This is a genomic window from Luteococcus sanguinis (assembly GCF_039527675.1).
Classification (GTDB): Bacteria; Actinomycetota; Actinomycetes; order Propionibacteriales; family Propionibacteriaceae; genus Luteococcus; species Luteococcus sanguinis.
The window spans coordinates 165,527-189,006 of record NZ_BAAAKI010000002.1; the positions used below are offsets into that span (position 1 = coordinate 165,527).

Annotated in this window: 27 protein-coding genes and 1 tRNA gene; 24 read left to right on the plus strand and 4 right to left on the minus strand. The window is 68.4% G+C overall.

What is annotated here, in order from left to right:
• Nucleotides 1–77: 77 nt before the first annotated feature.
• Nucleotides 78–162 (minus strand) — tRNA-Leu (locus tag ABD089_RS02170).
• Between the two features lie 159 nt (nt 163–321).
• Here ABD089_RS02170 and ABD089_RS02175 point away from each other — a divergent pair.
• Nucleotides 322–576 (plus strand): DUF5703 family protein, encoded by a 255-nt coding sequence (locus ABD089_RS02175; RefSeq protein ID WP_386769086.1) that lies wholly within the window; start codon nt 322–324, stop codon nt 574–576.
• Nucleotides 577–602: 26 nt separating this feature from the next.
• On the opposite strand, the gene ABD089_RS02180 is transcribed toward ABD089_RS02175, so the two are convergent.
• Nucleotides 603–1,565: an aldo/keto reductase gene (locus ABD089_RS02180; protein ID WP_343884548.1), complete on the minus strand. Its 963-nt coding sequence runs from the start codon at nt 1,563–1,565 to the stop codon at nt 603–605.
• Between the two features lie 77 nt (nt 1,566–1,642).
• Between ABD089_RS02180 and ABD089_RS02185 the strand changes: the two genes are divergently transcribed.
• The 7 genes from ABD089_RS02185 (at nt 1,643) to ABD089_RS02215 (ending at nt 6,770) form a co-directional block, all read left to right on the plus strand.
• Nucleotides 1,643–2,368, plus strand: coding sequence for an MSMEG_4193 family putative phosphomutase (locus tag ABD089_RS02185; protein ID WP_343884549.1), 726 nt, complete (start codon nt 1,643–1,645; stop codon nt 2,366–2,368).
• 10 nt (nt 2,369–2,378) lie between these two features.
• Nucleotides 2,379–2,990 (plus strand): DUF3090 family protein, encoded by a 612-nt coding sequence (locus tag ABD089_RS02190; RefSeq protein WP_343884550.1) that lies wholly within the window; start codon nt 2,379–2,381, stop codon nt 2,988–2,990.
• Nucleotides 2,983–3,744, plus strand: a complete 762-nt coding sequence (locus ABD089_RS02195; RefSeq protein WP_343884551.1) for an SCO1664 family protein — start codon at nt 2,983–2,985, stop codon at nt 3,742–3,744. Before ABD089_RS02190 ends, ABD089_RS02195 begins: the two co-directional genes overlap by 8 nt.
• Before the next feature lie 77 nt (nt 3,745–3,821).
• Nucleotides 3,822–5,072 carry a cysteine--1-D-myo-inosityl 2-amino-2-deoxy-alpha-D-glucopyranoside ligase gene (mshC, locus tag ABD089_RS02200; protein WP_343884552.1) on the plus strand — a complete coding sequence of 417 codons (1,251 nt, stop codon included), beginning with the start codon at nt 3,822–3,824 and terminating at the stop codon, nt 5,070–5,072.
• 57 nt (nt 5,073–5,129) lie between these two features.
• Complete coding sequence (locus tag ABD089_RS02205; protein ID WP_343884553.1) at nt 5,130–5,396, plus strand: phosphoribosyl-ATP diphosphatase; 267 nt, start codon at nt 5,130–5,132, stop codon at nt 5,394–5,396.
• 46 nt (nt 5,397–5,442) lie between these two features.
• On the plus strand, nt 5,443–6,288 hold the full coding sequence (gene hisG, locus ABD089_RS02210; RefSeq protein WP_386769092.1) for an ATP phosphoribosyltransferase: 846 nt from the start codon (nt 5,443–5,445) through the stop codon (nt 6,286–6,288).
• A 5-nt stretch (nt 6,289–6,293) separates the two neighbouring features.
• On the plus strand, nt 6,294–6,770 hold the full coding sequence (locus ABD089_RS02215; RefSeq protein WP_343884555.1) for a PH domain-containing protein: 477 nt from the start codon (nt 6,294–6,296) through the stop codon (nt 6,768–6,770).
• A 27-nt stretch (nt 6,771–6,797) separates the two neighbouring features.
• Here the strand turns inward: ABD089_RS02215 and ABD089_RS02220 are convergent, their stop codons facing one another.
• Nucleotides 6,798–7,244, minus strand: coding sequence for a hypothetical protein (locus ABD089_RS02220; RefSeq protein WP_343884556.1), 447 nt, complete (start codon nt 7,242–7,244; stop codon nt 6,798–6,800).
• A gap of 61 nt (nt 7,245–7,305) precedes the next feature.
• On the opposite strand from ABD089_RS02220, the gene ABD089_RS02225 reads away from it, so the two are divergent.
• The 16 genes from ABD089_RS02225 (at nt 7,306) to tyrS (ending at nt 22,796) form a co-directional block, all read left to right on the plus strand.
• Nucleotides 7,306–7,887 (plus strand): SseB family protein, encoded by a 582-nt coding sequence (locus tag ABD089_RS02225; protein ID WP_343884557.1) that lies wholly within the window; start codon nt 7,306–7,308, stop codon nt 7,885–7,887.
• A 76-nt stretch (nt 7,888–7,963) separates the two neighbouring features.
• Nucleotides 7,964–8,788 (plus strand): translation initiation factor IF-3, encoded by an 825-nt coding sequence (infC, locus tag ABD089_RS02230; protein WP_343884558.1) that lies wholly within the window; start codon nt 7,964–7,966, stop codon nt 8,786–8,788.
• 115 nt (nt 8,789–8,903) lie between these two features.
• A complete protein-coding gene (rpmI, locus tag ABD089_RS02235) occupies nt 8,904–9,110 on the plus strand; it encodes a 50S ribosomal protein L35 (RefSeq protein WP_343884559.1) in 207 nt (68 codons plus the stop codon).
• Between the two features lie 165 nt (nt 9,111–9,275).
• Nucleotides 9,276–9,647: a 50S ribosomal protein L20 gene (gene rplT, locus ABD089_RS02240; RefSeq protein ID WP_343884560.1), complete on the plus strand. Its 372-nt coding sequence runs from the start codon at nt 9,276–9,278 to the stop codon at nt 9,645–9,647.
• 14 nt (nt 9,648–9,661) lie between these two features.
• Nucleotides 9,662–10,465, plus strand: a complete 804-nt coding sequence (locus ABD089_RS02245; protein ID WP_343884561.1) for a TrmH family RNA methyltransferase — start codon at nt 9,662–9,664, stop codon at nt 10,463–10,465.
• A gap of 91 nt (nt 10,466–10,556) precedes the next feature.
• On the plus strand, nt 10,557–10,769 hold the full coding sequence (locus tag ABD089_RS02250; RefSeq protein WP_465262221.1) for a DUF2500 domain-containing protein: 213 nt from the start codon (nt 10,557–10,559) through the stop codon (nt 10,767–10,769).
• A 219-nt stretch (nt 10,770–10,988) separates the two neighbouring features.
• A complete protein-coding gene (gene pheS, locus ABD089_RS02255; RefSeq protein WP_343884562.1) occupies nt 10,989–12,101 on the plus strand; it encodes a phenylalanine--tRNA ligase subunit alpha in 1,113 nt (370 codons plus the stop codon).
• A complete protein-coding gene (gene pheT, locus ABD089_RS02260) occupies nt 12,098–14,620 on the plus strand; it encodes a phenylalanine--tRNA ligase subunit beta (RefSeq protein ID WP_343884563.1) in 2,523 nt (840 codons plus the stop codon). The genes pheS and pheT overlap by 4 nt, the downstream gene beginning before the upstream one ends.
• A 1-nt stretch (nt 14,621) precedes the next feature.
• The gene (locus tag ABD089_RS02265) at nt 14,622–15,155 is read left to right on the plus strand and encodes a TetR family transcriptional regulator (protein ID WP_343884564.1); all 534 of its coding nucleotides are present in this window, start codon (nt 14,622–14,624) and stop codon (nt 15,153–15,155) included.
• A 28-nt stretch (nt 15,156–15,183) separates the two neighbouring features.
• Complete coding sequence (gene argC, locus ABD089_RS02270) at nt 15,184–16,215, plus strand: N-acetyl-gamma-glutamyl-phosphate reductase (protein WP_343884565.1); 1,032 nt, start codon at nt 15,184–15,186, stop codon at nt 16,213–16,215.
• A complete protein-coding gene (gene argJ, locus ABD089_RS02275; RefSeq protein ID WP_343884566.1) occupies nt 16,212–17,405 on the plus strand; it encodes a bifunctional glutamate N-acetyltransferase/amino-acid acetyltransferase ArgJ in 1,194 nt (397 codons plus the stop codon). Before argC ends, argJ begins: the two co-directional genes overlap by 4 nt.
• Nucleotides 17,402–18,313 carry an acetylglutamate kinase gene (gene argB / locus ABD089_RS02280; protein ID WP_343884567.1) on the plus strand — a complete coding sequence of 304 codons (912 nt, stop codon included), beginning with the start codon at nt 17,402–17,404 and terminating at the stop codon, nt 18,311–18,313. The genes argJ and argB overlap by 4 nt, the downstream gene beginning before the upstream one ends.
• Nucleotides 18,313–19,539: an acetylornithine transaminase gene (locus ABD089_RS02285; protein ID WP_343884568.1), complete on the plus strand. Its 1,227-nt coding sequence runs from the start codon at nt 18,313–18,315 to the stop codon at nt 19,537–19,539. Before argB ends, ABD089_RS02285 begins: the two co-directional genes overlap by 1 nt.
• Nucleotides 19,536–20,039, plus strand: coding sequence for an arginine repressor (locus ABD089_RS02290; protein ID WP_343884569.1), 504 nt, complete (start codon nt 19,536–19,538; stop codon nt 20,037–20,039). The genes ABD089_RS02285 and ABD089_RS02290 overlap by 4 nt, the downstream gene beginning before the upstream one ends.
• The gene (argH, locus tag ABD089_RS02295; RefSeq protein ID WP_343884570.1) at nt 20,036–21,490 is read left to right on the plus strand and encodes an argininosuccinate lyase; all 1,455 of its coding nucleotides are present in this window, start codon (nt 20,036–20,038) and stop codon (nt 21,488–21,490) included. The genes ABD089_RS02290 and argH overlap by 4 nt, the downstream gene beginning before the upstream one ends.
• 40 nt (nt 21,491–21,530) lie before the next feature.
• Nucleotides 21,531–22,796 (plus strand): tyrosine--tRNA ligase, encoded by a 1,266-nt coding sequence (gene tyrS, locus ABD089_RS02300; RefSeq protein WP_343884572.1) that lies wholly within the window; start codon nt 21,531–21,533, stop codon nt 22,794–22,796.
• 105 nt (nt 22,797–22,901) lie between these two features.
• Here tyrS and ABD089_RS02305 read toward each other — a convergent pair.
• A partial coding sequence (locus ABD089_RS02305; protein ID WP_343884573.1) for a hypothetical protein occupies nt 22,902–23,480 on the minus strand: 579 nt, incomplete at its 5' end.

Below are 23,480 nucleotides of genomic sequence, written 5' to 3' on the forward strand. Positions count from 1 at the left end.
CACGTGTCTGGTCGAGAAGAGCATCCTGCATGCAAAGAGTCCCGGGACATCATGTGATGTCCCGGGACTTCCGCGTGTGTCCGAGAGAGGACTTGAACCTCCACGCCCTATACCGGGCACTAGCACCTCAAGCTAGCGCGTCTACCATTCCGCCACCCGGACAGGTGGTGTTCCAAGCGAGGCGAACCGCGTTTGCAACAGCAAGGAACTCTAGCACCTCGCCCACGACCGACGCACATCCGGGCCACGGAACCCCTGCCGTTCCTGGCTTTCGGATGGCATCATGGCGCCACGCCCGTCCCGTCCCGAAAGGAGCCCTCGGTGTTCGACGACCGATCGGAGTGGGTGGCCTCGCGCCACGTCGAGGCCGAATCAGACCACGGACGCGACTTCGAGGTACAGCACATCAAGGTGCGCCACACCGCCCCGCGCAAGGGGCTGCAGAAGTTGTTGGTCGAGGAGGCAGAGCACGGCCACTGGGAGCTCAAGCGGCTTCGCCGTTACCGGGATGGGTCCAGCGAGGTGTGGCTGCGGCGGCGCGTCATCAAGGTCCGCTCCACCCTTGACCTGGTCTGACGAGTCGACACTGGGCTGCGCTCCCGTCACCCGCGAAGGTGGTTGCGGCCGCCCGACACGTCGTCCAAGGCCTCGACGATGGGAGTCGGTAGCGACACCTCGTCCAGGGCCAGGTAGGGCGCGAGCTGTTCGGGGGTCCGAGCTCCCAGCAGGGGAGCCGTGACCACCGGGGCGTCGCGCACCCACAACAGGGCGACCTGTTCCGGGGTCAGCTCGAGTCCGTCCGCGGCGCGGCACACGGCGTCCGTGATGGCCCGGGACTTCGCCTCCAGGTAGGGCGCCACGAACCAGGCGAAATGGTCGGAGGCGCCGCGCGAGCCGCGCGGGAGCCCGGTGCGGTACTTGCCCGTCAGCACACCGCGCCCGACCGGGGCCCACGGGAACAGGCCCATCCCGTGCGCGCGCAAGGCAGGCAGCACCTCGATCTCGGCCCTGCGAGCCAGCAAGGAGTACTCAACCTGCCCGCTGGCCAGCCGGGTGCGGCCGGGGAAGGCCTGTTGCCAGGTGGCAGCGCGGGCGGTCTGCCAGCCGATGAAATTGCAGATGCCGACATGGCGCGCCATGCCGGAATGCACGGCCTGGTCGAGCGCCGACAAGGTCTCTTCCAGGGGCGCGTCCCCCCAGGCGTGCACCTGCCACAGGTCGATGTGGTCGGTTCGCAACCGCCGCAGCGATCCGGCCAGGTCGTCCAGCAGCGCCCCTCGGGAGGTGTCGACGACGCGCCCACCGTCCCGGACGCTGAACCCAGCCTTGGTCGCGATGACGAGGTCTTCGCGCCGGACGTCGGTGGCCAGCATCTTGCCGACCATCTTCTCGGCCATCCCGGAGCCATAGGCGGGCGCGGTGTCGACCAGGGAGCCTCCCGCTTCCACGAAGGAGCGGACCAGGGCACGCGCCGCTGCGAAGTCGACGTCCCCGCCCCAGGTCATCGTCCCCAGCCCGAGTGCGGAAACCACCAATCCGGACTCGCCGACGCGTCGGTGCTGCATGGCTCTCCTCTCGTTCGCGCCCGACCCTACCGGCGCATCCCTCCGAGGGCGCCCACCCCCCACGTAGGCTCAAGACCATGAGCACGCTGATCCTGCTGCGCCATGGCCGCTCCACGTCCAACACCGCCGGCACCCTGGCAGGGCGCACCCCCGGAATCCACCTCGACGAGACCGGCGAGTCCCAGGCGATGAAGGCAGGCGAGCGGTTGCGCGGTGTCTCGCTCGCCGCCGCTGTCCGCTCCCCGATGGAACGCTGCGCACAGACCCTCGATCTCGCTCTGGCCAGCGCCGGGCTGACGCTTCCCCAGGACGTCGACGAGCGCTTCACCGAGTGCGACTACGGCGCGTGGAGCAATCGTCCGCTTGCGGAACTCACGTCCGAGGCGCTGTGGCCGACGATCCAGTCCCAGCCATCCGCGGTCACCTTCCCCGGGGGGGAGTCGATGCACCAGATGCGGGAGCGGATGGTCGCCGGCGTCGCCGACTGGAATGCCCGCCTCGGGGAGCACGACGCCTGGCTGCTGGTCAGCCATGGCGACCCGATCAAGGCGCTGGTCTCCGACGCACTGGGCCAGCCCTTCGACAACTTCCAGCGGATCATGGTCGACCCCGCCTCGATGTGCGTCATCCACTACCCCGCCAAGGGCAGCCCGCTGCTGGTCTGCACCAACTCGACGTCCGGCCAGCTGCGCCAGCTCGTTCCCACCGCCCCCGCCGCGCAGCTGGGCGGCGGTGCGGGCACCGACCACTCCGAGGCATCCGCGGAAGAGGGTCAGGCCAACGACTCTCCCAGCGCGACATAGGCTGACGTCCATGCCCATCACGCACCGCTACGAGTTCCCCGAACGCTTCGTCGCCGGCACGGTCGGCCAGCCCGGGCAGCGCACCTTCTTCCTGCAGGCACGCCGCGCGAACCAGCTCACCAGCGTGGTGGTGGAGAAGCAGCAGGTCGAGGTGCTGGCCGAGCACCTGGAGCGCATCCTCGACGAGCTCTCGAAGATGTCGGACCCCAGCGTCGACATCCCCCCGAAGCGGATCGCGGCCCGTGACCTGGACCCCTTGGACGCACCGCTGGAGGCTGACTTCCGGGCCGGGACGATGACCATCGCCTGGGACGGGAACCTGGACGCGGTGCAGGTCGAGCTGTTCAGCGTTGAGGACGTGGACGACATGGATGACGCGGACGAGATCTTCGCCTCCCTCGACGAGACCGCCACGGCCAAGGAGAGCCTGGTGGTGGTGATCACACCCGACCAGGCCCGTGACTTCTCCGCCCGGGCCCGCGGCCTGGTGCACGCCGGCCGTCCGGCCTGCCCCTTCTGCGCCCAGCCGATCAACCCCGAGGGGCACATCTGCCCCCGTGCCAATGGCTACCGCAAGCCCCTGTTCGACCAACTCGTCGACCCCCGCAACCTGGATGACTGAGCAGGCCCCCGCCACGGAGAGCTTGCCTGAGCTGAAACTGCTCGGACGCCTCGTCGAGGCGTCGAATGCCACCTTCCTCGTCGCCGACGAGGTGGGCCGCAAGTTCGTCTACAAGCCGGTGGCTGGCGAGGCCCCGTTGTGGGACTTCCCGCAGCACACGCTGGGACGCCGGGAGGTGGCTGCCTTCGAGCTGTCCCGCGCGGCGGGGTTCGACTGCGTCCCCACCACCACCTGGCTGCACGACGGTCCGGCCGGCCCAGGGTCGCTGCAGCACTGGGTCGAGGCCGACGGCGGTGACCTCGCCGACCTGGTCGGCGTCGACGAGGTACCCCACGACTGGTACGGGATCGTCGTCGGTGTCGACGCGGACGACCACGACGTCGCCCTGGTGCACGCCGAGCACCCGGGGCTGCGGCGGCTGGCGCTGTTCGACTGCGTCGCCAACAATGCCGACCGCAAGGCCGGTCACGTCATCCGCGTCGGCGATCGGGCCTATGGCGTCGACCACGGTGTCAGCTTTCACGTCGAGAACAAGCTCCGCACCATCCTGTGGGGGTGGATGGGGGAGCCCTTCACCGACCCCGAGCGCGATCTGCTGAGCCGCGTGGTGACCGATGCAGCCCCCGCGCTTGAGCCCTGGATCAGTGCTGAGGAGGTGGACGCCACGATGGATCGCGCCACCACGCTGCTCGCCGAGGGGGCCTTCCCCGAGCCGGGGGACGCCTGGCCGGTCATCCCATGGCCGCCGATCTGATCTGGGTCCCCGTCCGCCTCGAATCCTGATCTGGGCGACCGGGCGGCCACGGCAGACGTCCGGGTACGGTGGGCGCCATGAAGGCATGGCCCGCACCCGTAGTCCCCACGCTCGAGCTCGACACCCCAGGCGCGCCTGGTGCGGTCCGGGTCCTCGACACCTCCGCCGGGCATCTCGTCCCGGTTGGGCCCGAACAGGGCACCGCACGGATGTACGTCTGCGGCATCACCCCCTATGACGCGACCCATCTGGGCCATGCGAACACCTATCTCGCCTTCGACCTGCTGCAGCGCGCCTGGCGCGACCTTGGCCTGGCGGTCAGCTACACGCAGAACGTGACCGACGTGGACGACCCGTTGCTCGAACGTGCGCAGCAGACCGGCCAGGACTGGACGGAGCTGGCGCAGGAGCAGACCGACCTCTTCCGCACCGACATGACCGCGCTGCGCGTGATCCCGCCGGACGACTACGTCGGCGCGGTCGAGTCCATCGACCAGGTGGTGACCCTGATCGAGACGCTGCGCGCCAGCGGCGCCGTCTACCAGGTGGACGACGCGCAGTTCCCCGACTGGTACTTCCGCTGCGACACTGCCCCCGGCTTCGGTGAGGTGAGCAACCTCGCGGACGACGAGATGATGGCCCGCTTCACCGAGATGGGCGGTGACCCGGAGCGTCCCGGCAAGGTGCACCCGCTGGACTGTCTGGTATGGCGGATGGCCCGCGAGGACGAGCCCAGCTGGCCCTCCAGCCTCGGCGCCGGGCGTCCGGGCTGGCACATCGAGTGCAGCTCGATCGCGCTGGAGACACTCGGCACCACCTTCGACGTGCAGGGTGGCGGTTCCGACTTGGCCTTCCCACACCACGAGATGAGTGCCGCCGAGGGGCGCGTCGCCACCGGCGAACCCTTCGCGAAGGCCTACGTGCACTCGGGCATGGTGGCGCTGGACGGGCACAAGATGAGCAAGTCCCGCGGCAACCTGGAGCTGGTCAGCCGGCTGCGCGGCCAAAGGGTCGACCCCATGGTCGTCCGGCTGGCGCTGCTCGGGCACCACTACCGCAGTGACTGGGAATGGACCGCGGACCAGATCGACGCTGCCCAGCAGCGGCTGCACCGCTGGCGTTCGGTCGTCGCCGGTTCCACCGGCGTGCCGGCGCTCGAGGCGATCACCCGGGCCCGCACCGCCATCCGCACCGACCTCGACGCACCGGCAGCCATCGCCGCACTGGAGCAATGGTTCGAGGCCAGCGACTCGGCCGAGGGGGATGACCCCGACGCGCGCGAGCAGGTGCGCATTTTCGTGGACGCGGTGCTTGGCATCGAACTGTGAGGTCCGTGCGCGGGCGCTCGTCCGACCGGTTGCGGCGCAACGGATAGGCTCGCCGGCGTGAGCAAGTCATTCGAGGAACTCTTCTCCCAGCTGGCCGAGACCGCGCGCACGCGTCCCGAGGGCTCGGGCACGGTCGCCCGTCTCGACGCCGGCGTCCACTCCATCGGCAAGAAGATCGTCGAGGAGGCCGCCGAGGTGTGGATGGCCGCCGAGTATCAGTCCAAGGCTGAGGCCGCCGAGGAGATGAGCCAGCTGATCTACCACGTGCAGGTGATGATGCTGGCCCTCGGGCTCGAGCTCGAAGACGTCTACACCTACCTCTGACCGTCCCCCAACTGACCAACCGAAGGGCATCGCCGTGAGCGACCAGCTGCTGAAGATCGCCGTCCCCAACAAGGGGTCCCTGAGCGAGGCGGCCGCGCAGATGCTGCGCGAGGCCGGGTACCGCCAGCGCACCGAGACCAAGGAACTCGTCCTGGTCGACGATGACAACCAGGTGGAGTTCTACTATCTGCGTCCCCGCGACATCGCCATCTACGTGGGTGAGGGGACGCTCGACCTGGGCATCACCGGACGCGACATGCTGCTCGACTCCGGTGCCCAGGCGGACGAGGTGATGTCGCTCGGCTTCGGACGCTCTCGGTTCCGTTTCGCAGCGCCCGCGGACCAGCCCTGGTCGGTCGCCGACCTGGAGGGCAAGCGACTGGCCACGAGCTACCCCGGGCTGCTCGGCTCCTACCTCGACGAGCAGGGGGTCACGGCTCGGCTGATCAAGCTGGACGGTGCGGTCGAGTCTGCGATCCGTCTCGGTGTCGCCGATGCCATCGCGGACGTGGTGGAGACCGGAACCACCTTGCGCAAGGCGGGGCTGGAGTTGTTCGGGGACGCCATCTGCCTGTCCGAGGCGATCCTGATCTCGCGCCGTGGCGTGGAGTTGCCCGCGGGCGTCGACCAGCTGGAGCGCCGCCTGTCCGGCGTCCTGGTGGCCCGCAACTACGTGATGCTCGACTACGACGTCGCCGAGCCCGACCTGGCCAAGGTCCAGGAGATCACCCCCGGGCTGGAGGGCCCGACCGTCTCGCCGCTCTCGCGTGAGGGTTGGTTCGCCGTCCGGGCGATGGTCCCGCGCAAGGATGCACAGAAGCTGATGGACGACCTGTGGAGCGCCGGCGCCCGCGCCATCCTGGTCACCGACATCGCCGCTTGCCGGCTGTGAACGCCGTGAAGCAGTCCCGCGGCAGCTCGGCCCTGCTGGAGTTCCGCTCGCTGCCTGCCCTGATGATGGGAGGGGTGCTGTCGACCGTGCTGGTGCTGGCGGCCCTGTTGGGCTGGGTGATGCTGGGAGGCGAGATTCGCCAGCAGTTCAACATCCCGCAGATCCTCACCCTGATCGGGTTCATCGTGATCATCATCGGCATCATGATGGCGATTGGGCTCAGCAAGCTGGTCGCCGACGACACCGGGATCACCGTCCGCAACGGCCTTCGCACCAACCATTTCGGCTGGGACGAGATCACCGACGTCCAGCTCAGCGAGGGCGACCCCTGGGCCTACCTGGTCACCACCCGCCTCGACGATCAGGGCTACGAGAAGAACCACATGGTGCTGGCGATCCAGTCCAGCGAGGGGCCGGCTGCCCAGCAGCACGCCACGCAGTTGCGCGAGCTGGTGCTCGAGCGCAACACCGCCGCGGCCTGAGCCGCGGCGGAGCGTTGGTTCAGGGCATCAGTTGATGCCGCGCTTGTCCAGCAACGCCTCGACCTCACGGTCCTCGGAGCTCAGGGACGTCGAGCCGGTCGTCCGGGCCGGTTCCACCGAGCGCTTGTTCTTCTTGGCTGCCCGAACGGACGCGCGATCCTGCTTGGAGCGGGTCTTGAGCAGGCTGCCGATCAAGAAGAAGAGCAGGCCGACGCCGATGAGCGAGAAGCCAACAGTCATCGTCGTGCTGAGACTTGTGCGGTGTGCCCAGTCGTATACGCTGCGGATGCCGTTGCCGGCCAGCAGCGCCAGCCCGGACAGGTAGAGCCCGACCAGCGCGAGCACAGCTCCGACGCCGCGCAGCAGCGTCCGGGCGCCGCCGCCGGTCTGGAAGCGGATGAAGGTCCAGATGAGCACCAGGACGGTGAGGGTAGCGGTGCCGATGAGCACCAGGTTCTCCATGGAAGTGGGCATGGCACGAGCGTTTCACAGCTGGCCCTCGGAGCGCTGAAGGCGAGCCCATAGGCTGGGCCCCATGTCGCACCAGCACCCCATCGATACCGCCCACGGCCAAAGGCTGGCCCAGCCGAGTGCCGCCTACCTGGACGACCACGGCGACGCCGACCCGGCGGTGCGGGCAGCACTGGCTGCGGCCAGTGACCAGCTGGGTTACCTGCGCGCGGTGGTCGCCCTGGGTGGCGCCCGGCTACTGATGCCAATCGTGGCCAGCGGGGATGACGGGATGGGCGGTCCCGACCTCGACCGGCACGCGGAGATGGCCGCGGTGACCATCGAGAACGCTCAGGGGGAGAAGGCGCTTCTGGCCTTCACCGGGATCGACTCGATGACAGCCTGGAGCGGTGATGCCCGTCCCGTGCTGGGCACCCTGGACGAGATGTGCGCCACCGTCGCGGAGGCAGGCGCCACACACCTGCTGGTCGACGTCGCCGGCCCCGTGCAGTTCGCGCTGGGTCCGGACGTGGCCCAACAGGCGGCCAAGGGCCACCGCCTCATCGAGCTGGAGGATGGTGGTTTCGGCTGGATGTACCTGGCCGAGCAGCATGGGGGAGCGGACGACCAGCCAGCCGATTCGCGTCCCAAGGCCGCGTCGAGCTAGACTCCAATGGTTTGACCGGACGACCTCGAGTCGTCCACGTGAAGTGAGGGCCTGACCCTCCACCTGATCGGGCACCGTGGCAACACCCCGTTCGGCAGGTCGGTACCGCTGGCGACACTGCGTCGTCGGCTCGTCAGGCCTTCGCTGTGCGCGGAGGCCTTTTTCGTCGTCCCGGTCGAACACCACACTGCATTCGCTGAACCTTGGAGGACACATCAGCACTGAGCCCCGCATCAACGATCGGATCCGCGTTCCGGAGGTCCGACTGGTCGGCCCTGCCGGCGAGCAGGTTGGCATCGTCAAGATTGACCAGGCCCTTCAGCTCGCCCGTGAGCACGACCTGGACCTCGTCGAGGTCGCGCCGATGGCGCGTCCCCCGGTGTGCAAGCTCATGGACTACGGCAAGTTCAAGTACGAGGCCGCACAGAAGGCCCGTGACTCTCGTCGTAACCAGACGAACACCGTCATCAAGGAAATGAAGCTGCGTCCGAAGATCGACGAGCACGACTACGAGACCAAGAAGGGTCACGTCGTCCGCTTCCTGAAGGCCGGTGACAAGGTCAAGATCACCATCATGTTCCGTGGGCGCGAGCAATCGCGTCCGGAGCTGGGCTTCAACCTGCTCAAGCGTCTCGCGGACGACGTCACGGAGTTCGGCTTCATCGAGTCAGCGCCCAAGCAGGACGGCCGCAACATGCTGATGGTGCTGGGCCCGACCAAGAAGAAGACCGAGGCACGCCTGGACGAGAAGGTCGAGCGCGACCGTCGCATGGCCGAGCGGGCCGCCGCGCAGGAGGCCGAGCGCCAGCTCGAGGCCGACATGCGGGCCCAGGCCCCCTCGGTGGCCGCCAAGAAGAAGCGGGGTCCGGCCGACAACATGGATCCCGACATCGACCTGTGAGGCCTGGGCCTCACGAAGACCCGGCCGTCCCAGGGCGGCCATCCGCGAACCGGCCCGCCGGTTCACCCGCTGCAGCAGCCTGCCGCGGGCCACAGTGAAATGAAGGAGCGGCGACATGCCGAAGATGAAGACGCACTCCGGTGCCAAGAAGCGCGTCAAGGTGACCGGTACCGGCAAGCTGACCCGTCGTCAGGCCGGAAAGCGTCACCTGAACGAGCACAAGTCGACCACCCGTACCCGTCGTCTGTCGGTCGACAAGGCGCTCGAGGGTGCTGACGTGAAGAAGATGCGCAAGCTCCTGGGCAAGTACAAGGGCAAGTGATCCACGGCTGGCCGGCCCATCCGGGACGCCAGCCCCGTCGCCACGGCGACCCCCACCGCCGATCACTCGGCACAAGGACTTTCCGGTTCGGACGCCCTCGACTGGCACGGACCACCCGATGACCACTCCGCCCGCAGGGTCGGGGTCAACGACAAGGAGTAAGACATGGCACGCGTCAAGCGTTCTGTGAATGCGCAGAAGAAGCGCCGCGAGATTCTCGAGCAGGCCTCGGGCTACCGTGGGCAGCGCTCGCGCCTGTACCGCAAGGCCAAGGAGCAGGTCCTCCACTCGATGACCTACTCGTACAACGATCGCCGCAAGAAGAAGGGCGACTTCCGCAGCCTGTGGATCCAGCGCATCAACGCTGGTTGCCGCGCGAACGGCATGACCTACAACCGCTTCATCAACGGTCTGAAGACGGCGGGTGTCGAGGTCGACCGCAAGATCTTGGCCGAGCTGGCCGTCAACGACGAGCAGGCCTTCGCGGCCCTCGTCGAGCTGGCCAAGGCCAACCAGCCGGCCACCGCGGCCGCCTGAACGATCCGCCCTTGATGCACTTCGACGAGCCGCGCGCCCTGCCCCTCATCTCGAGGGGACAGCAGCGTGCGGCTCGTCGTCTGCTCTCGCGCAAGGGGCGCGAGGAGGATGGCCTGTTCCTCGCCGAGGGCACCCAGGCCGTCCGCGAGGCGCTGCGGCGCCCCGAACTGGTCGAGGCAGTGATCGTCTCGAACCCGGCTGAGCACTCCGAACTGCTGGCCATGGCCGATCCGCAGATCTGTTGGTTGGCCCACCCGAGTGACATCGACCAGCTCACCGACACGGTGACGCCCCAGGGCATCGTCGCGATCTGCCGCAGTGAGCTCGCCAGCCTGAATGACCTGCCCGCCCCGAAACTCGCCGTGGTCTGCGCCCAGGTGCGCGACCCCGGCAATGCGGGCACCGTCATCCGCTGCGCCGACGCCTTCGGTGCCGATCTGGTGATCTTGACCAAGGGTTCGGTCGAGGTGTTCAACCCCAAGACGGTGCGCGCCAGCGTGGGCTCGATCTTCCATTTGCCGATTGTCGTCGGCGTCGAGCTTGTCGATGCAGTGGCGTGGCTGCACAAGAATGGCGTCCAGGTGGTCGCGGCCGACGGTGGGGGCGACTCCCTCGACCAGCTCGCGGCCTCGGGGGAGCTGGCTGCCCCGACCGCGTGGATCATGGGCAACGAGGCATGGGGGCTGCCTCAGGCTGACCGGGACCTCGCCGACCGCGTCGTCGGCGTCCCGATGTGGGGTCAGGCAGAGAGCCTGAACCTGTCCACCGCAGCGGCCGTCTGCCTCTACGCAACGGCCAGCGCGCAGCGTCACGCCTGAGGAGCGCGCCCCTCCTGGTGCGTCAGCGCGCACCCAGGTCACCGGCCATTCCTCGGCCACGAGAGGTGCGGGCGAGGCGAGCGGGACAGGTATGGCAACCACCGGTGCCACGTCGACCTGGAACTACGCGAGCTTCCAGTTGCCGGATGGGCAGCGACTGGAACTCTCGATGGATGGGCGGGAGTACGGCCAGTTGGCTGAGGGCGACAGTGGCATCCTCAAATGGCGCGATGACATCTTCGAGGGATTCCAGCGCAACCCCTCGGCTGACTCCCAGCCCCAGGTCGGCACCCTGCCCGGCTGACAGTGCCCCGTCGGGCGCCCACGGCGGCGCTGGTAGGCTGCCGCTCGTGGCTGGACGTCGATTTCTGAGCCCCCGACCGGAGCACGGTCGTGGGGAGGCTCGTCGGCGTCGCTGCGCCAGCTGATCCATGGTCACGGTCGGGGGAGCGCTTGCTTGACCAACCGCGGGCAGGCAACCGCCCGAGCGACCCACCGCCCGTTCAACACTGAGGGGATACCCATGTCAGGACCGAACACGAACTACGACCCCGTCCAGGTCACACCGCTGAAGTCCGACTCCGTCGACCAGATGGTCGCCGAGGCACTGGCAGCCGTCGAGGCCGCCAGCACCAGCGCCGAGCTGAAGCAGGCCCGCCTCGACCACGCCGGCGACAAGTCGCCGATCGCGCTGGCCAACCGCGAGATCGGCGCGCTGCCCCCGCAGGCCCGCAAGGAGGCCGGTGCCCGCATCGGCAAGGCCCGCGGCACCATCAACCAGGCCATCGCCGCCCGCCAGCAGGATCTGGAGGCCGCCGAGCTGACAGCCGCGCTGGCCGCCGAGACCGTCGACGTGACCCTGCCCGTGCGTCTGCACCCCACTGGCGCGCAGCACCCCGTCAACGCGCTGATGGACCAGATGGCCGACGTCTTCGTCGCGATGGGTTGGGAGGTCGTCGAGGGGCCCGAGGCTGAGGCCGAGTGGTACAACTTCGACGCGCTGAACCTGCACCCCGAGCACCCGGCCCGCGCCCTGCAGGACACACTGTGGATCGACCCGGTCGAGAACGGTGCGCTGCTGCGCACCGCCACCAGCCCGGTGCAGATCCGTACCCTGCTCAGCCGTGAGCTGCCGGTCTACGTCGTCAGCCCCGGCAAGGTCTTCCGCGCGGACGAGTACGACGCCACCCACCTGCCGGTCTTCCACCAGATCGAGGGCCTGTGCGTCGACAAGGGGATCTCGATGGCCCACCTCAAGGGCACCCTGGACCACTTCGCGAAGGCCATGTTCGGCGATGACATCAAGACCCGGATGCGCCCGCACTACTTCCCCTTCACCGAGCCCAGCGCCGAGGTCGACGTCGAGTGCTTCGTCTGCCACGGCGAGAGCGTGAACAACCCCGAGCGTCCCTGCCGCACCTGCCGCTCGGAGGGTTGGATCGAGTGGGGCGGCTGCGGTGTGGTGAACCCGCGCGTGCTGGCCGCATGCGGCATCGACACCGAGCTCTACTCCGGCTTCGCCTTTGGCATGGGCGTCGACCGCACCGTCATGACCCGCAATTCCGCCCCCGACCTGCGTGACTTCGTCGAGGGTGACATCCGGTTCAGCCGGTCATTGGTTGGAGGAGCACGATGAAGGCACCGATGAGCTGGCTGCGCGAACTGGTCGCGCTGCCCGAGGGAAACACCACTGCCCAGGTCGCGGACGCGCTGACCCGCGCCGGGCTGAACGTCGAACGCGTGGAGACGATCGGCGGCGAGGTGAGCGGGCCCGTCGTCGTCGGCCGCGTGCTGGCCTTCACCCCCGAGCCGCAGAAGAACGGCAAGACCATCAACTGGTGCCGGGTCGACGTCGGCCCCGAGCACAATGATCCCGAGACGACAACTGAGGACGGCACGATCGTGCCCGCCGGGCGCGGGATCGTCTGCGGCGCGTCCAACTTCGCAGTCGGCGACCTGGTCGTCGTCGCGCTCCCCGGATCCACCCTGCCCGGTGACTTCCAGATCGCCGCGCGCAAGACCTATGGCCACATCTCCGACGGCATGATGTGCGCCGTCGACGAGCTGGGCCTGGGCGAGGACCACGCCGGCATCATCATCCTGCCCACCGAGGTGGACGGTGTGTCCGTTCGCCCCGGCATGGACGCCATGTCGGTGCTCGGCGGTGGGGACGAGGTGCTCGAGATCGACGTCACCCCCGACATCGGCTACGCGCTGTCGATGCGCGGCATCGCCCGCGAGGTGGCGCAGGCCTTCCACCTGCCCTTCGCCGACCCCTACGCCCGCCCGCTGCCGGCCCCGGCCTCGGACGGCCACCCGGTGCGGATCGAATCGCCGAACTGCTCGTCCTTCGTCGCGCTCACCATCACCGGGCTCGACCCGGCCGCCCCCAGTCCCGACTGGATGGCACAGCGTCTGGAACGCGCCGGCATGCGGTCGATCTCGCTGCCCGTCGACGTCACCAACTACGTCATGCTCGAATCCGGTCAGCCGCTGCACGCCTACGACGGCGACAAGCTGCAGGGCGCGATCGTCGTCCGCCAGGCCAGGTCGGGGGAACGGATCACCACCCTGGACGGGCAGGACCGCGCGCTGGACCCCGACGACCTGCTGATCACCGACGACTCCGGCCCGATCGGCATCGCCGGCATCATGGGCGGCGAGACCACCGAGTTCTCCGACGACACGACCACCGTCGTACTGGAGGCCGCGCACTTCGACCCGCTGCAGATCGGCCGCGGCCACCGTCGCCACAAGCTGCCCAGCGAGGCGTCCAAGCGCTTCGAGCGCACCGTCGACCCGGCCCTTCCGTACGCGGCGGCGAACCGCGCCGCCCAGCTGATGGTCACCCACGGCGGCGGCACGCTCAGCCCCGAGCAGACCATCGTCGGCGAGACCCCCGCCATGCCCCAGCAGCGGATGATGGCCAGCCTGCCTGCCACCGTGCTCGGCGCGCCGGTCACTCGCGAGCAGGTGATCGACATCCTCACCAACTCGGGGGTCAACGTCACCGCCATGGGCGACCAGCTGACCCTGGTGCCGCCCACCTGGCGCCCTGACCTGGTCGACGCCTACGACTACGTCGAGGAGGTCGGACGCAAGATCGGTTTCGACCAGATCCCCTCGATCGTCCCCAGCGCGCCGATCGGGCGTGGGCTGACCGCGCAACAGCGTGGACGTCGCGCTGTGGTGCGGGCCATCGCAGACCTCGGTTTCACCGAGCTGATCAGCCTGCCCTTCGTCTCGGCGGACGAGGTCGAGCGGATCGCGCCCAATGCCGACGACCCGCGTCGCGAGCTCGTCCGGCTGGCCAACCCACTGGACGACACGCACGCCTTCCTGCGCCCGAGCCTGCTGCCGGGTCTGTTCCAGGCCATCGCCAAGAACACCTCCCGTTCGCTGGACGACCTGGCCCTGTTCGAGGTCGGGAACTGCTTCAGGGCGGGCTCGCCGCAAGCCGCCCCACGTCCGAGCGTCGCCCAGCGTCCCTCGGACCACGAACTGGCCGGCCTGCAGGCCGCGCTGCCCGACCAGGGCACCCTCGTGGCTGGCGTCGTGACGGGCAACTGGCTGCCGGCCAGCTGGCAGGGTCCGGCCGTCAAGGCCGACTGGACCCACGTCGTGGCGCTGGTCGACCAGGCTGCCGCCAGTCTGGGCGCCACGGTCCAGCGGCGCGCCGCCGACACCAGCCCATGGCACCCGGGCCGCTGCGCAGCCCTGGTGGTCGACGGCACCGTGATCGGCCACGCGGGCGAGCTGCACCCCCAGGTCATCAAGGCATTCGGGCTCCCCGCGCGCACCTGCGCGGTCGAGTTCGACCTGTCGATGCTGCTGGCCGCCGCCCCCGGGCCGGGTGTGATCGCCGCCCTGTCCAGCTTCCCGCTGGCCAAGGAGGACGTCGCGCTGGTCGTCGACGAGCAGGTGACCCAGGCCGAGGTCCGCGCCGCACTCATCGAGGGTGCGGGTGAACTGCTGGAGAGCTGCGAGCTCTTCGACATCTACCGCGGCCCCCAAGTGGGCGAGGGCAAGAAGTCGTTGGCCTTCGCACTGCACTTCCGCGGGGACAAGACGCTGAAGGACACCGAGGCGGCCCAGGCCCGCGAGGCTGCCGTCACGGTGGCCGCGGAGCGCTGCGGCGCGGTACAGCGCGCCTGAGGTGTCCCTCGACCGCGCCGACGTCGTCGAGGCCGCGCTCGTCATCCTGGACGAGTACGGCCTCGGCGACCTGTCCATGCGCCGGATCGCCGACACCCTCGGGGTGAAGGCGGGTGCGATCTACTGGCACCTGCCCAACAAGCAGACCCTGTTGGCCGCGGTCTCCGACCGGATCCTCACCGAGGTCGGGACGGAGGCCGCCGCCCCCAGCGATTGGGCGCACCGGTTGCGCGACGTCCTGCTGGCCCACCGGGACTCCGCCGAGCTGGTTTCCTCCGCGCTGGCCAGCCGGCTGGGGGATGTGGACGCGATCGCAGTCCCGCGGCAGTTGGTGATGGTCGACGGCATCGACGAGGTCCGTGCCGGGCACGTGGCTCGGGCTCTGCTCCATTTGGTGCTCGGTCACGTCGTCGAGGAACAGAACGCCCAGACGCTCGCTCGCCTTGGGCTGATCGATGTCGACCCCCTTGACAACGCCGCCTTCGAGGTGGCCGTCGACCTGTTCGTCCGCGGTCTTGAGGTGCTGACGGAATAGTTATTCCAAACGTGGCATACTTATGCCCATGACGTTCTCCGTAGCTGTGGCCGGTTGCACCGGCTATGCCGGTGGTGAGGTGCTGCGCCTCCTGCTCGGCCACCCCGAGGTCTCGATCGGCAACCTGACGGCGGGTTCCAGCGCGGGGACGCATCTGGGCCAGCACCAGCCACACCTGGTCCCGCTGGCCGATCGAGAGGTGCTCGAAACCACCGCCGAGAACCTCGCCGGTCACGACATCGTCTTTCTTGCCCTGCCGCACGGCACCTCCGGCGCGGTCGCGGCTCTACTGCCCGACGAGGTCCTGGTCGTCGACTGCGGTGCCGACTTCCGACTGGCCGACCCGCAGATGTGGCTGAAGTACTACAAGTCCGAGCATGCGGGCACCTGGCCCTACGGCCTGCCCGAACTGCCCGGCCAGCGCGAGACGCTCGCGAGCACCCGCCGGATCGCTGTCCCCGGCTGCTACCCGACCACCGGCACCCTGGCTCTGCTGCCCGCCCTGACCGCTGGCCTGGTCACCGGACGTGATGTCGTCGTGGCAGCCGCCTCCGGGTCGTCCGGTGCCGGCAAGGGACTCAAGCCCAACCTGCTGGGCGCGGAGTTGTTCGGTTCCGCGTCGGCCTACGGCGTGGGTGGCGTCCATCGGCACACCCCCGAACTGCTGCAGAACTTCACGCGTCTGGGTGCCGATGCTCCCACCGTCAGCTTCACCCCGCTGCTGGTGCCGATGAGCCGCGGGATCCTCGCCGTGGTCACCGCCCCCGTCGTCGACGGGGTCACCGAGGCCGACGTGCGCGCGGCCTACGAGCAGGCCTATGCCGATGAACCCTTCGTCCACGTGCTCCCGGCGGGGCAGTGGCCCCAGTCGCAGCACGTGGTCGGGTCGAATGCCGTCCATGTCAACGCAACCCTCGACCCCGATGTCGGACGCATCATCGCCATCGCCACCTTGGACAACCTGTGCAAGGGCACCGCCGGTGGCGCCATCCAGTCCATGAACCTCGCGCTCGGCCTGCCCGAGGGCACCGGCCTCACCTCGATCGGAGTCGCGCCGTGATCGCCAACCCCTACCAGCTTCCGCTCGACCAGACCGGTTCGGTCACCACACCGAAGGGCTTCCGTGCCGCCGGCATCGCCGCTGGCATCAAGGCATCCGGCAATCCCGACCTGGCACTGGTCGTCAACGACGGCCCGTCCTTCGACGCCGCTGCGGTCTTCACCTCAAACCGGATCTTCGCCGCACCGGTCGCGTGGTCACGGGGTGTCACCGCTGACGGCTACGTCAAGGCCGTCGTCCTCAACTCCGGCGGCGCCAACGCTTGCACCGGCCCCGACGGCCTGCGGGACGCGATCAAGACCGCCACCGCCGTCGCTGGCGAGATCGACGCAGCCGTGATGGACGTCGCGGTCTGCTCCACCGGCCTGATCGGCGTCCGGTTGCCGATGGACAAGCTGCTGCCCGGCGTCAGCGCCGCCGCCGCCGCGCTGTCCGCCGACGGCGGTGCTGATGCCGCGCGCGCCATCATGACCACCGACACCGTGCCCAAGACCGCCTCCTACACCTCCCCTGATGGCTGGAGCATCGGTGGCATGGCCAAGGGCGCCGGCATGCTGGCCCCGGCCCTGGCCACGATGCTGGTCGTGATCACCACCGACGCGCAGGTGCGTCCGCTGGCCCTCGACAAGGCACTGCGTGCCGCCACCGTGGTCAGCTTCGACCGGGTCGACTCCGACGGATGCCAGTCCACTAACGACACCGTGATCTGCCTGGCCAACGGTGCCAGCGGCATGCAGCCGCTCCCGGACGAGTTCGTCCAGGCGCTGTCTGCCGTGTGCGCCGACCTGGGCCTGCAGCTGCTGGCCGATGCCGAGGGAGCCGCGCACGACATCGCGATCCACGTCACCGGGGCCGCCACCGAGTCCGACGCGCTCGAGGTCGGTCGCTCGATCGCCCGCAACAACCTGTTCAAGTGCGCCATCTTCGGCAACGACCCGAACTGGGGCCGGGTGCTGGCCGCGCTCGGCACCACCACCGCGGTCTACGATCCCGACCAGCTGGACGTGAGCTTCAACGGCGTCATGGTCTACCGCCAGGGCGCGCTGGGGGAGGACCGCTCGAACGTCGACCTGACCCCGCGCACCGTCGAGATCGTCGTCGACCTGCACGCCGGCAGCCACCAGGCCACCATCTGGACCAACGACCTGACGTACGACTACGTCAAGGAGAACGCGGAGTACTCCTCATGAGCAAGGCACGCGCCGTCGACACCGAAGCGCTCGTCACCAAGGCCTCCACCTTGATCGAGGCACTGCCCTGGCTGGCGCAGTACGCGGGCAAGGTCGTCGTGATCAAGTACGGCGGCAATGCCATGATCAACGAGGAGTTGAAGCACGCCTTCGCCGAGGACATCGTCTTCCTGCGCCGCTGCGGCGTCCGTCCGGTCGTCGTCCACGGCGGCGGCCCACAGATCTCGTCCATGCTCAAGCGCCTGGACATCACCAGCGAGTTCCGGGGTGGGTTGCGCGTGACCACCCCCGAGGCGATGGACGTGGTGCGGATGGTGCTGGTCGGCCAGGTCGGGCGCGAACTCGTCGGCCTGATCAATGCCCACGGCCCCTTCGCGGTTGGCATGTCCGGTGAGGACGGTGGCCTGTTCACCGCCAAGCGTCGTGGCGTCGAGGTGGATGGTGAGGACGTCGACCTCGGACTGGTCGGCGACGTCGCGAGCGTCAACCCTGCTGCGGTACTGGATTTGATCGATGCCGGCCGGATCCCGGTCGTGGCCACCGTCGCACCGGACAAGAGGGGCGACGTGCACAACGTCAACGCCGACACCGCGGCCGCCGCGCTGGCCGTCGCGCTCAAGGCCGAGCGCCTGGTGATGCTCACCGACGTGGCTGGACTGTACGCCGACTGGCCCAACTCCGAGGAGGTGGTCACCCAGATCACCGCCACCGAGCTCAAGGAGCTTCTGCCCAGCCTGGAGTCGGGCATGCGCCCGAAGATGGAGGCCTGCCTGAAGGCGGTGCAGGGCAAGGTTCCGCGCGCCACCGTCATCGACGGACGGGTGCAGCACTCGCTCTTGTTGGAGGTCTTCACCGACGACGGTTTGGGCACCATGGTGATCGCCGACGCCACCAAGAAGGAGAAGTGATGGCCGAGCTGTCCACCCCCGCCGCCACCCAGGCCGTTGGACAGGCCGAACTGGTCCGCCGCTACGGCGAGGTGATGATGAACACCTTTGGCGCCCCGAAGCGTGTCTTCGTACGCGGCGAGGGGGTCCACGTCTGGGACGCCGATGGCAACCGCTACACCGACCTGCTGTCCGGTCTGGCCGTCAACGCACTCGGCCACGCCCACCCCGCCGTCCTGTCTGCCATCACATCCCAGCTCGCCACCTTGGGCCACGTCTCCAACTTCTTTGCGACGCCCGCCCAGGTGGCCCTGGCCGAGGAACTCGCAGCCATCGCCACCACCAACGCGCCCGGCACACCGGCCAAGGTCTTCTTCACCAACTCCGGTACCGAGGCCAACGAGGCCGCCTTCAAGGCCACCCGCCTGACCGGGCGCACGAAGATCATCGCCCTGGAGGGTTCCTTCCACGGTCGGACGATGGGTGCGCTGGCCATCACCTCTAACCCGAAGTACCGCGAGCCCTTCGAACCGCTGCCCGGGGACGTCACCTTCGTCCCCTTCGGTGACCTCGGGGCACTGCGCGCCGCCGTGGATGACCAGACGGCAGCAGTGGTCCTCGAGACCGTGCAGGGTGAGAACGGTGTCGTCCCTCTCCCGGACGGCTATCTGGCCGCCGCCCGCGAACTGAGTTCCGCGCACGGCGCGCTGCTGTGGATCGACGAGGTGCAGACCGGCATGGGACGCTGCGGCGCCTGGCTCGCGCACCTTCCCTCCGGCATCACCGCTGACCTGGTGACCATCGCCAAGGGTCTTGGCAATGGCTTCCCGATCGGTGCCTGCGTGGCGACCGGCCCTGCCGCCGAGTTGTTGCAGCCCGGCAGCCACGGCTCCACCTTTGGCGGCAATCCCGTTGCAGCCATCGCCGGGCTGGCGGTGATCGGGGTGATCAAGCGCGACGGCCTGCTCGAGCACGTGAACGAGATGGGGGCCTACCTCACCGAGGTGGTGCAGGCGCTGGGGCACCCAGCCATCGACCACGTCCGTGGGCAAGGGCTGTTGCGTGGCATCGTCCTGGCTGACGACCGGGCGGCTGCGGTCGCCGATGCCGTGCTGGATGCGGGCTTCATCGTCAACGCCCCTCGGCCGAATGTGCTGCGCGTCGCCCCGCCCTTGGTCGTCCAGACCGAGCACCTGGATGCCCTGGTCGCGGCCCTGCCCGCCGCCCTGGACGGGGCCCGCCCGTGACGTCACGCGCCACCCGACAGGCCCGGGTGCTCGCCCTGGTCGAGGCGGGGGAGGTCTCGTCCCAAGCGGAGCTGGCCGAACTACTGGCCCAAGAGGGCATCTCGGTCAGCCAGGGGACGCTCAGCAAGGATCTGCTCGAGGTGGGAGCCGTCCGCATCCGGGGCAGCAAGGGCAACCTCGTCTACGCCGCCCCCGGTGCCCCGACCGCCGACTTCGCCGCTGCTGAGGCCAAGCTCGCGAAGCTGTGCCAGGAGGTGCTGCTGGGGGCGCATGCGTCGACCAATCTCGTCGTCCTGCGCACCCCGCCCGGCGCGGCACAGTACTTCGCCTCTGCGATCGACCGCGCGGAGTGGCCCGAGATCATGGGCACCATTGCCGGTGACGACACCGTCCTGCTGATCGCGCAGGCACCCGATGGCGGCGACGACCTCGCCGCCCGGTTCATGGAGATGGGCGGCAGCGGCCGTCCCGTCGAACAGGAAGGAAGCACCAGCGCATGAGCGAGCAGAACGGAACCGCCGAGGGACGCCTGTGGGGTGGCCGTTTCGCCGGTGGCCCCGCGGACGCGATGTTCGCGCTGTCCAAGTCGACGCAGTTCGACTGGCGCCTGGCCCGCCATGACCTGGCGGGTTCCACGGCACACGCCCACGCCCTGCAGCGCGCCGGGCTGCTGACCGACGACGAGCACCGCGAACTGGTATCCGGCATCGCCGAGCTCGACCGCCGCGTCGTGAGCGGCGAGTTCGGTCCCGCCCCCACCGACGAGGACGTCCACGGCGCCCTCGAGCGAGGTCTGGTGGAAATCTGCGGCGCCGAGCTGGGCGGCCGGTTACGCGCCGGCCGTTCCCGCAATGACCAGATTGCCACCTTGATCCGCTCCTACCTGCGCGAGGAGGTACGCATCATCGCCGCGGAACTCCGGGAACTGGTCGGCGCACTGCACCAGCAGGCCAGCACACACCTCGGCGCCCCGATGCCGGGCCGTACACACCTGCAGTCGGCCCAGCCGGTCTTGTTGTCGCACCACCTGCTGGCACACGCCTGGCCGCTGGTGCGCGACCTGGAACGCATCCGTGATCTGGACGCCCGGCTCGCGGTCTCGCCCTATGGATCGGCGGCCCTGGCCGGAACCTCCTTGGGGCTCGATCCCGAGGCGGTCGCCCACGACCTGGGCTTCGCGGCCTCGGTCCCCAACTCCATCGACGGCACCGCCGCCCGGGACCTGGTTGCCGAGACCGCCTACGTGCTGGCCCAGGTGGGGGTGGACCTCTCCCGCATCAGCGAGGAGGTCATCATCTGGTCGACGGTCGAGTTCGGCTTTGCGAAGTTGGACGACGCCTGGTCGACCGGCTCGTCGATCATGCCCCAGAAGAAGAACCCCGACGTCGCGGAGCTGGCGCGGGGCAAGTCGGGACGCTTCATCGGCAACCTCGCCGGCTTGATGACCACCTTCAAGGGCCTCCCGCTCGCGTACAACCGCGACCTCCAGGAAGACAAGGAGCCCGTCTTCGACGACATCGACCAGCTGAAGGTGTTGTTGCCCGCAATGACCGGCATGGTCGCGACGCTCGACTTCCAGGTCGAGCGGATGGCCGAACGCGCTCCGCAGGGGTTCTCGCTCGCCACCGATGTCGCCGACTGGCTGGTGCGTCAGCGCGTCCCCTTCGCCGTGGCCCACGAGGTCTCGGGCAAGGCGGTGCGCTACTGCGAGGGCAAGGGCATCGAGCTCTACGAGCTCACCGCGGACGACCTGCCCGCCATCGACGAACGCCTGCGGCCCGCAGTGCTGGCGGTGCTGAGCGTCGACGGTTCGATCAATGCCCGCGACGGACGTGGTGGCACGGCCCAGCGCCAGGTCGCCATCCAGCTGGACGAGGTGGCTGGCCGTGCCGACGAGCTGTTGCGCGCCCTCTCGGGTTGGGAACCGGTCCGCGCGTCCGACGACCGGTAATTTCCTGGTCATCACCCGGCCCACCACTATGGTGGGCCGGGTGAATGCTGTCCTGGACGAACTGAAGTGGCGGGGGCTGGTCTACCAGACCACCGACGAGCAGGCCCTCGCGGCCCATCTCGACGAGGGTCCGATCACCGGCTATGTGGGCTTCGACCCCAGTGCCCCCAGCATCCACTTCGGCAACCTGGTGCAGTTGATGGTCTGGCGCCACCTGCAGCGCGCCGGCCACAAGCCGCTGCTGCTGGTGGGCGGCGCCACCGGCCTGATCGGTGACCCGCGCATGTCCAGCGAGCGCAACCTCAACCCGCGTGATGTCGTCGAGGGCTGGGTCGAGCGAATCCGCGGCCAGGTGTCGAAGTTCGTGGACTTCGCCGGCCCCAACGGCGCCGAGGTCGTGAACAACTACGACTGGACGAAAGACCTGTCCACCCTGGACTTCCTGCGCGACGTGGGCAAGCACTTCTCGGTGAATCGCATGCTGGCCCGCGACGTGGTGGCCACCCGGCTGGATTCCGGCATCTCCTACACCGAATTCAGCTACATCCTGTTGCAGTCCTTGGACTACCGGGAGCTGTACCGGACGAAGAACTGCACCCTGCAGACCGGGGCCTCCGACCAGTGGGGCAACATCTCCTCCGGTGTGGAACTGATCCGTCGTTCGGACGGTGGCAAGGCGCACGGCTTGTGCACGCCGCTGTTGACCAAGGCAGACGGGACCAAGTTCGGCAAGACGGAGTCGGGGACGGTGTGGCTCGACCCCCAGATGACCTCGCCGTACGCCTTCCACCAGTTCTTCCTGAACGCGGAGGACGCGAAGGTCATCGACTACCTCAAGGTCTTCAGTGAGCGATCCCACGACGAGATTGACGAGCTGGAACGGCTGACGCAGGCCGAGCCACACAAGCGCGCCGCCCAGAAGGCGCTGGCTGACGACATCACCGACCTGGTGCACTCGGTCGCCGAGCGGGAGGCAGCCGTCGCCGCAGCCCAGGCCCTGTTCGGCAGGGGAGAGCTTTCCGAGCTCCCGCCGCAGACCTTGGACGCGGTGATGAAGGAGGTCGGTGCCGTGGAACTGCCCGACGCCGAGCTGCCGACGGTGGCTGACGCGCTGGCCCTGTCCGGAGTGGTGGCCTCGAAGTCGGCGGCTCGTCGCGCGATCGCGGAGGGGGGCGCGTACCTGAACAACGAGAAGGTGACCGACCCCGACCAGCGGCTCCGCGAGGAGGACCTTCTGGCCGGCCGCCATGCGCTGCTGCGGCGCGGACGCAAGACCGTGGGCGCCATCAGCCGCCCCATCGGCTGACGTCTGGCTCCAGGCAGCCAAGCAAGAGTCGACTGGCAATGACAAGCAACGTCGACGTGTGACACAGATCACACGTCGACGACTTGCCTCCAGGCCCGGCGCGCACTAATGTAGTCCAAGCCTCATCGGAGAGACGGACGAATCGGAGCCTGGCTCCGGGTCGGACGAACCGAAGGCAAACCAACCACCTTCTCCCTCGCGGGTCGGGTGTGCGTTCAATGAGAACCCACCTGGATCGCAAGGTTGATTCGTGCGCGGATGAGAAAGCCAAAAACGTCGATTTGACGGAAGCGGCTGGATCAAGCAAGATTGTCTCTCGTTGCTACGGCAGCGAAACGGAAAGAATTGCCCTTCAAAAGGCCATTCAATTCCAAGGAAAATCGCAGGAACGCGAGTTTGACAGCGGGAAAGTGATGACCTAAGATTAATCGAGTTGCCCCAAGCGGAGCCCGAGAGGGTGAGGCGCGGGATGCACCCGAAACTTGAGAACTCAACAGCGTGCTTAAAGTCAATGCCAATCACACATCTTTTGATGTGTTTGAATCCTGTCGCCTGGTCTTTTGGCCGGGTTTGGGTTCCTTTGAGATGAAGATTATTGAGACCAGTTTTGGTTTCTTTGTTGGGATTCTTGCTTGAAGTGACGATGTCGAACCTTTCGGGGTTTGTGTCGATATTTTTCAACGG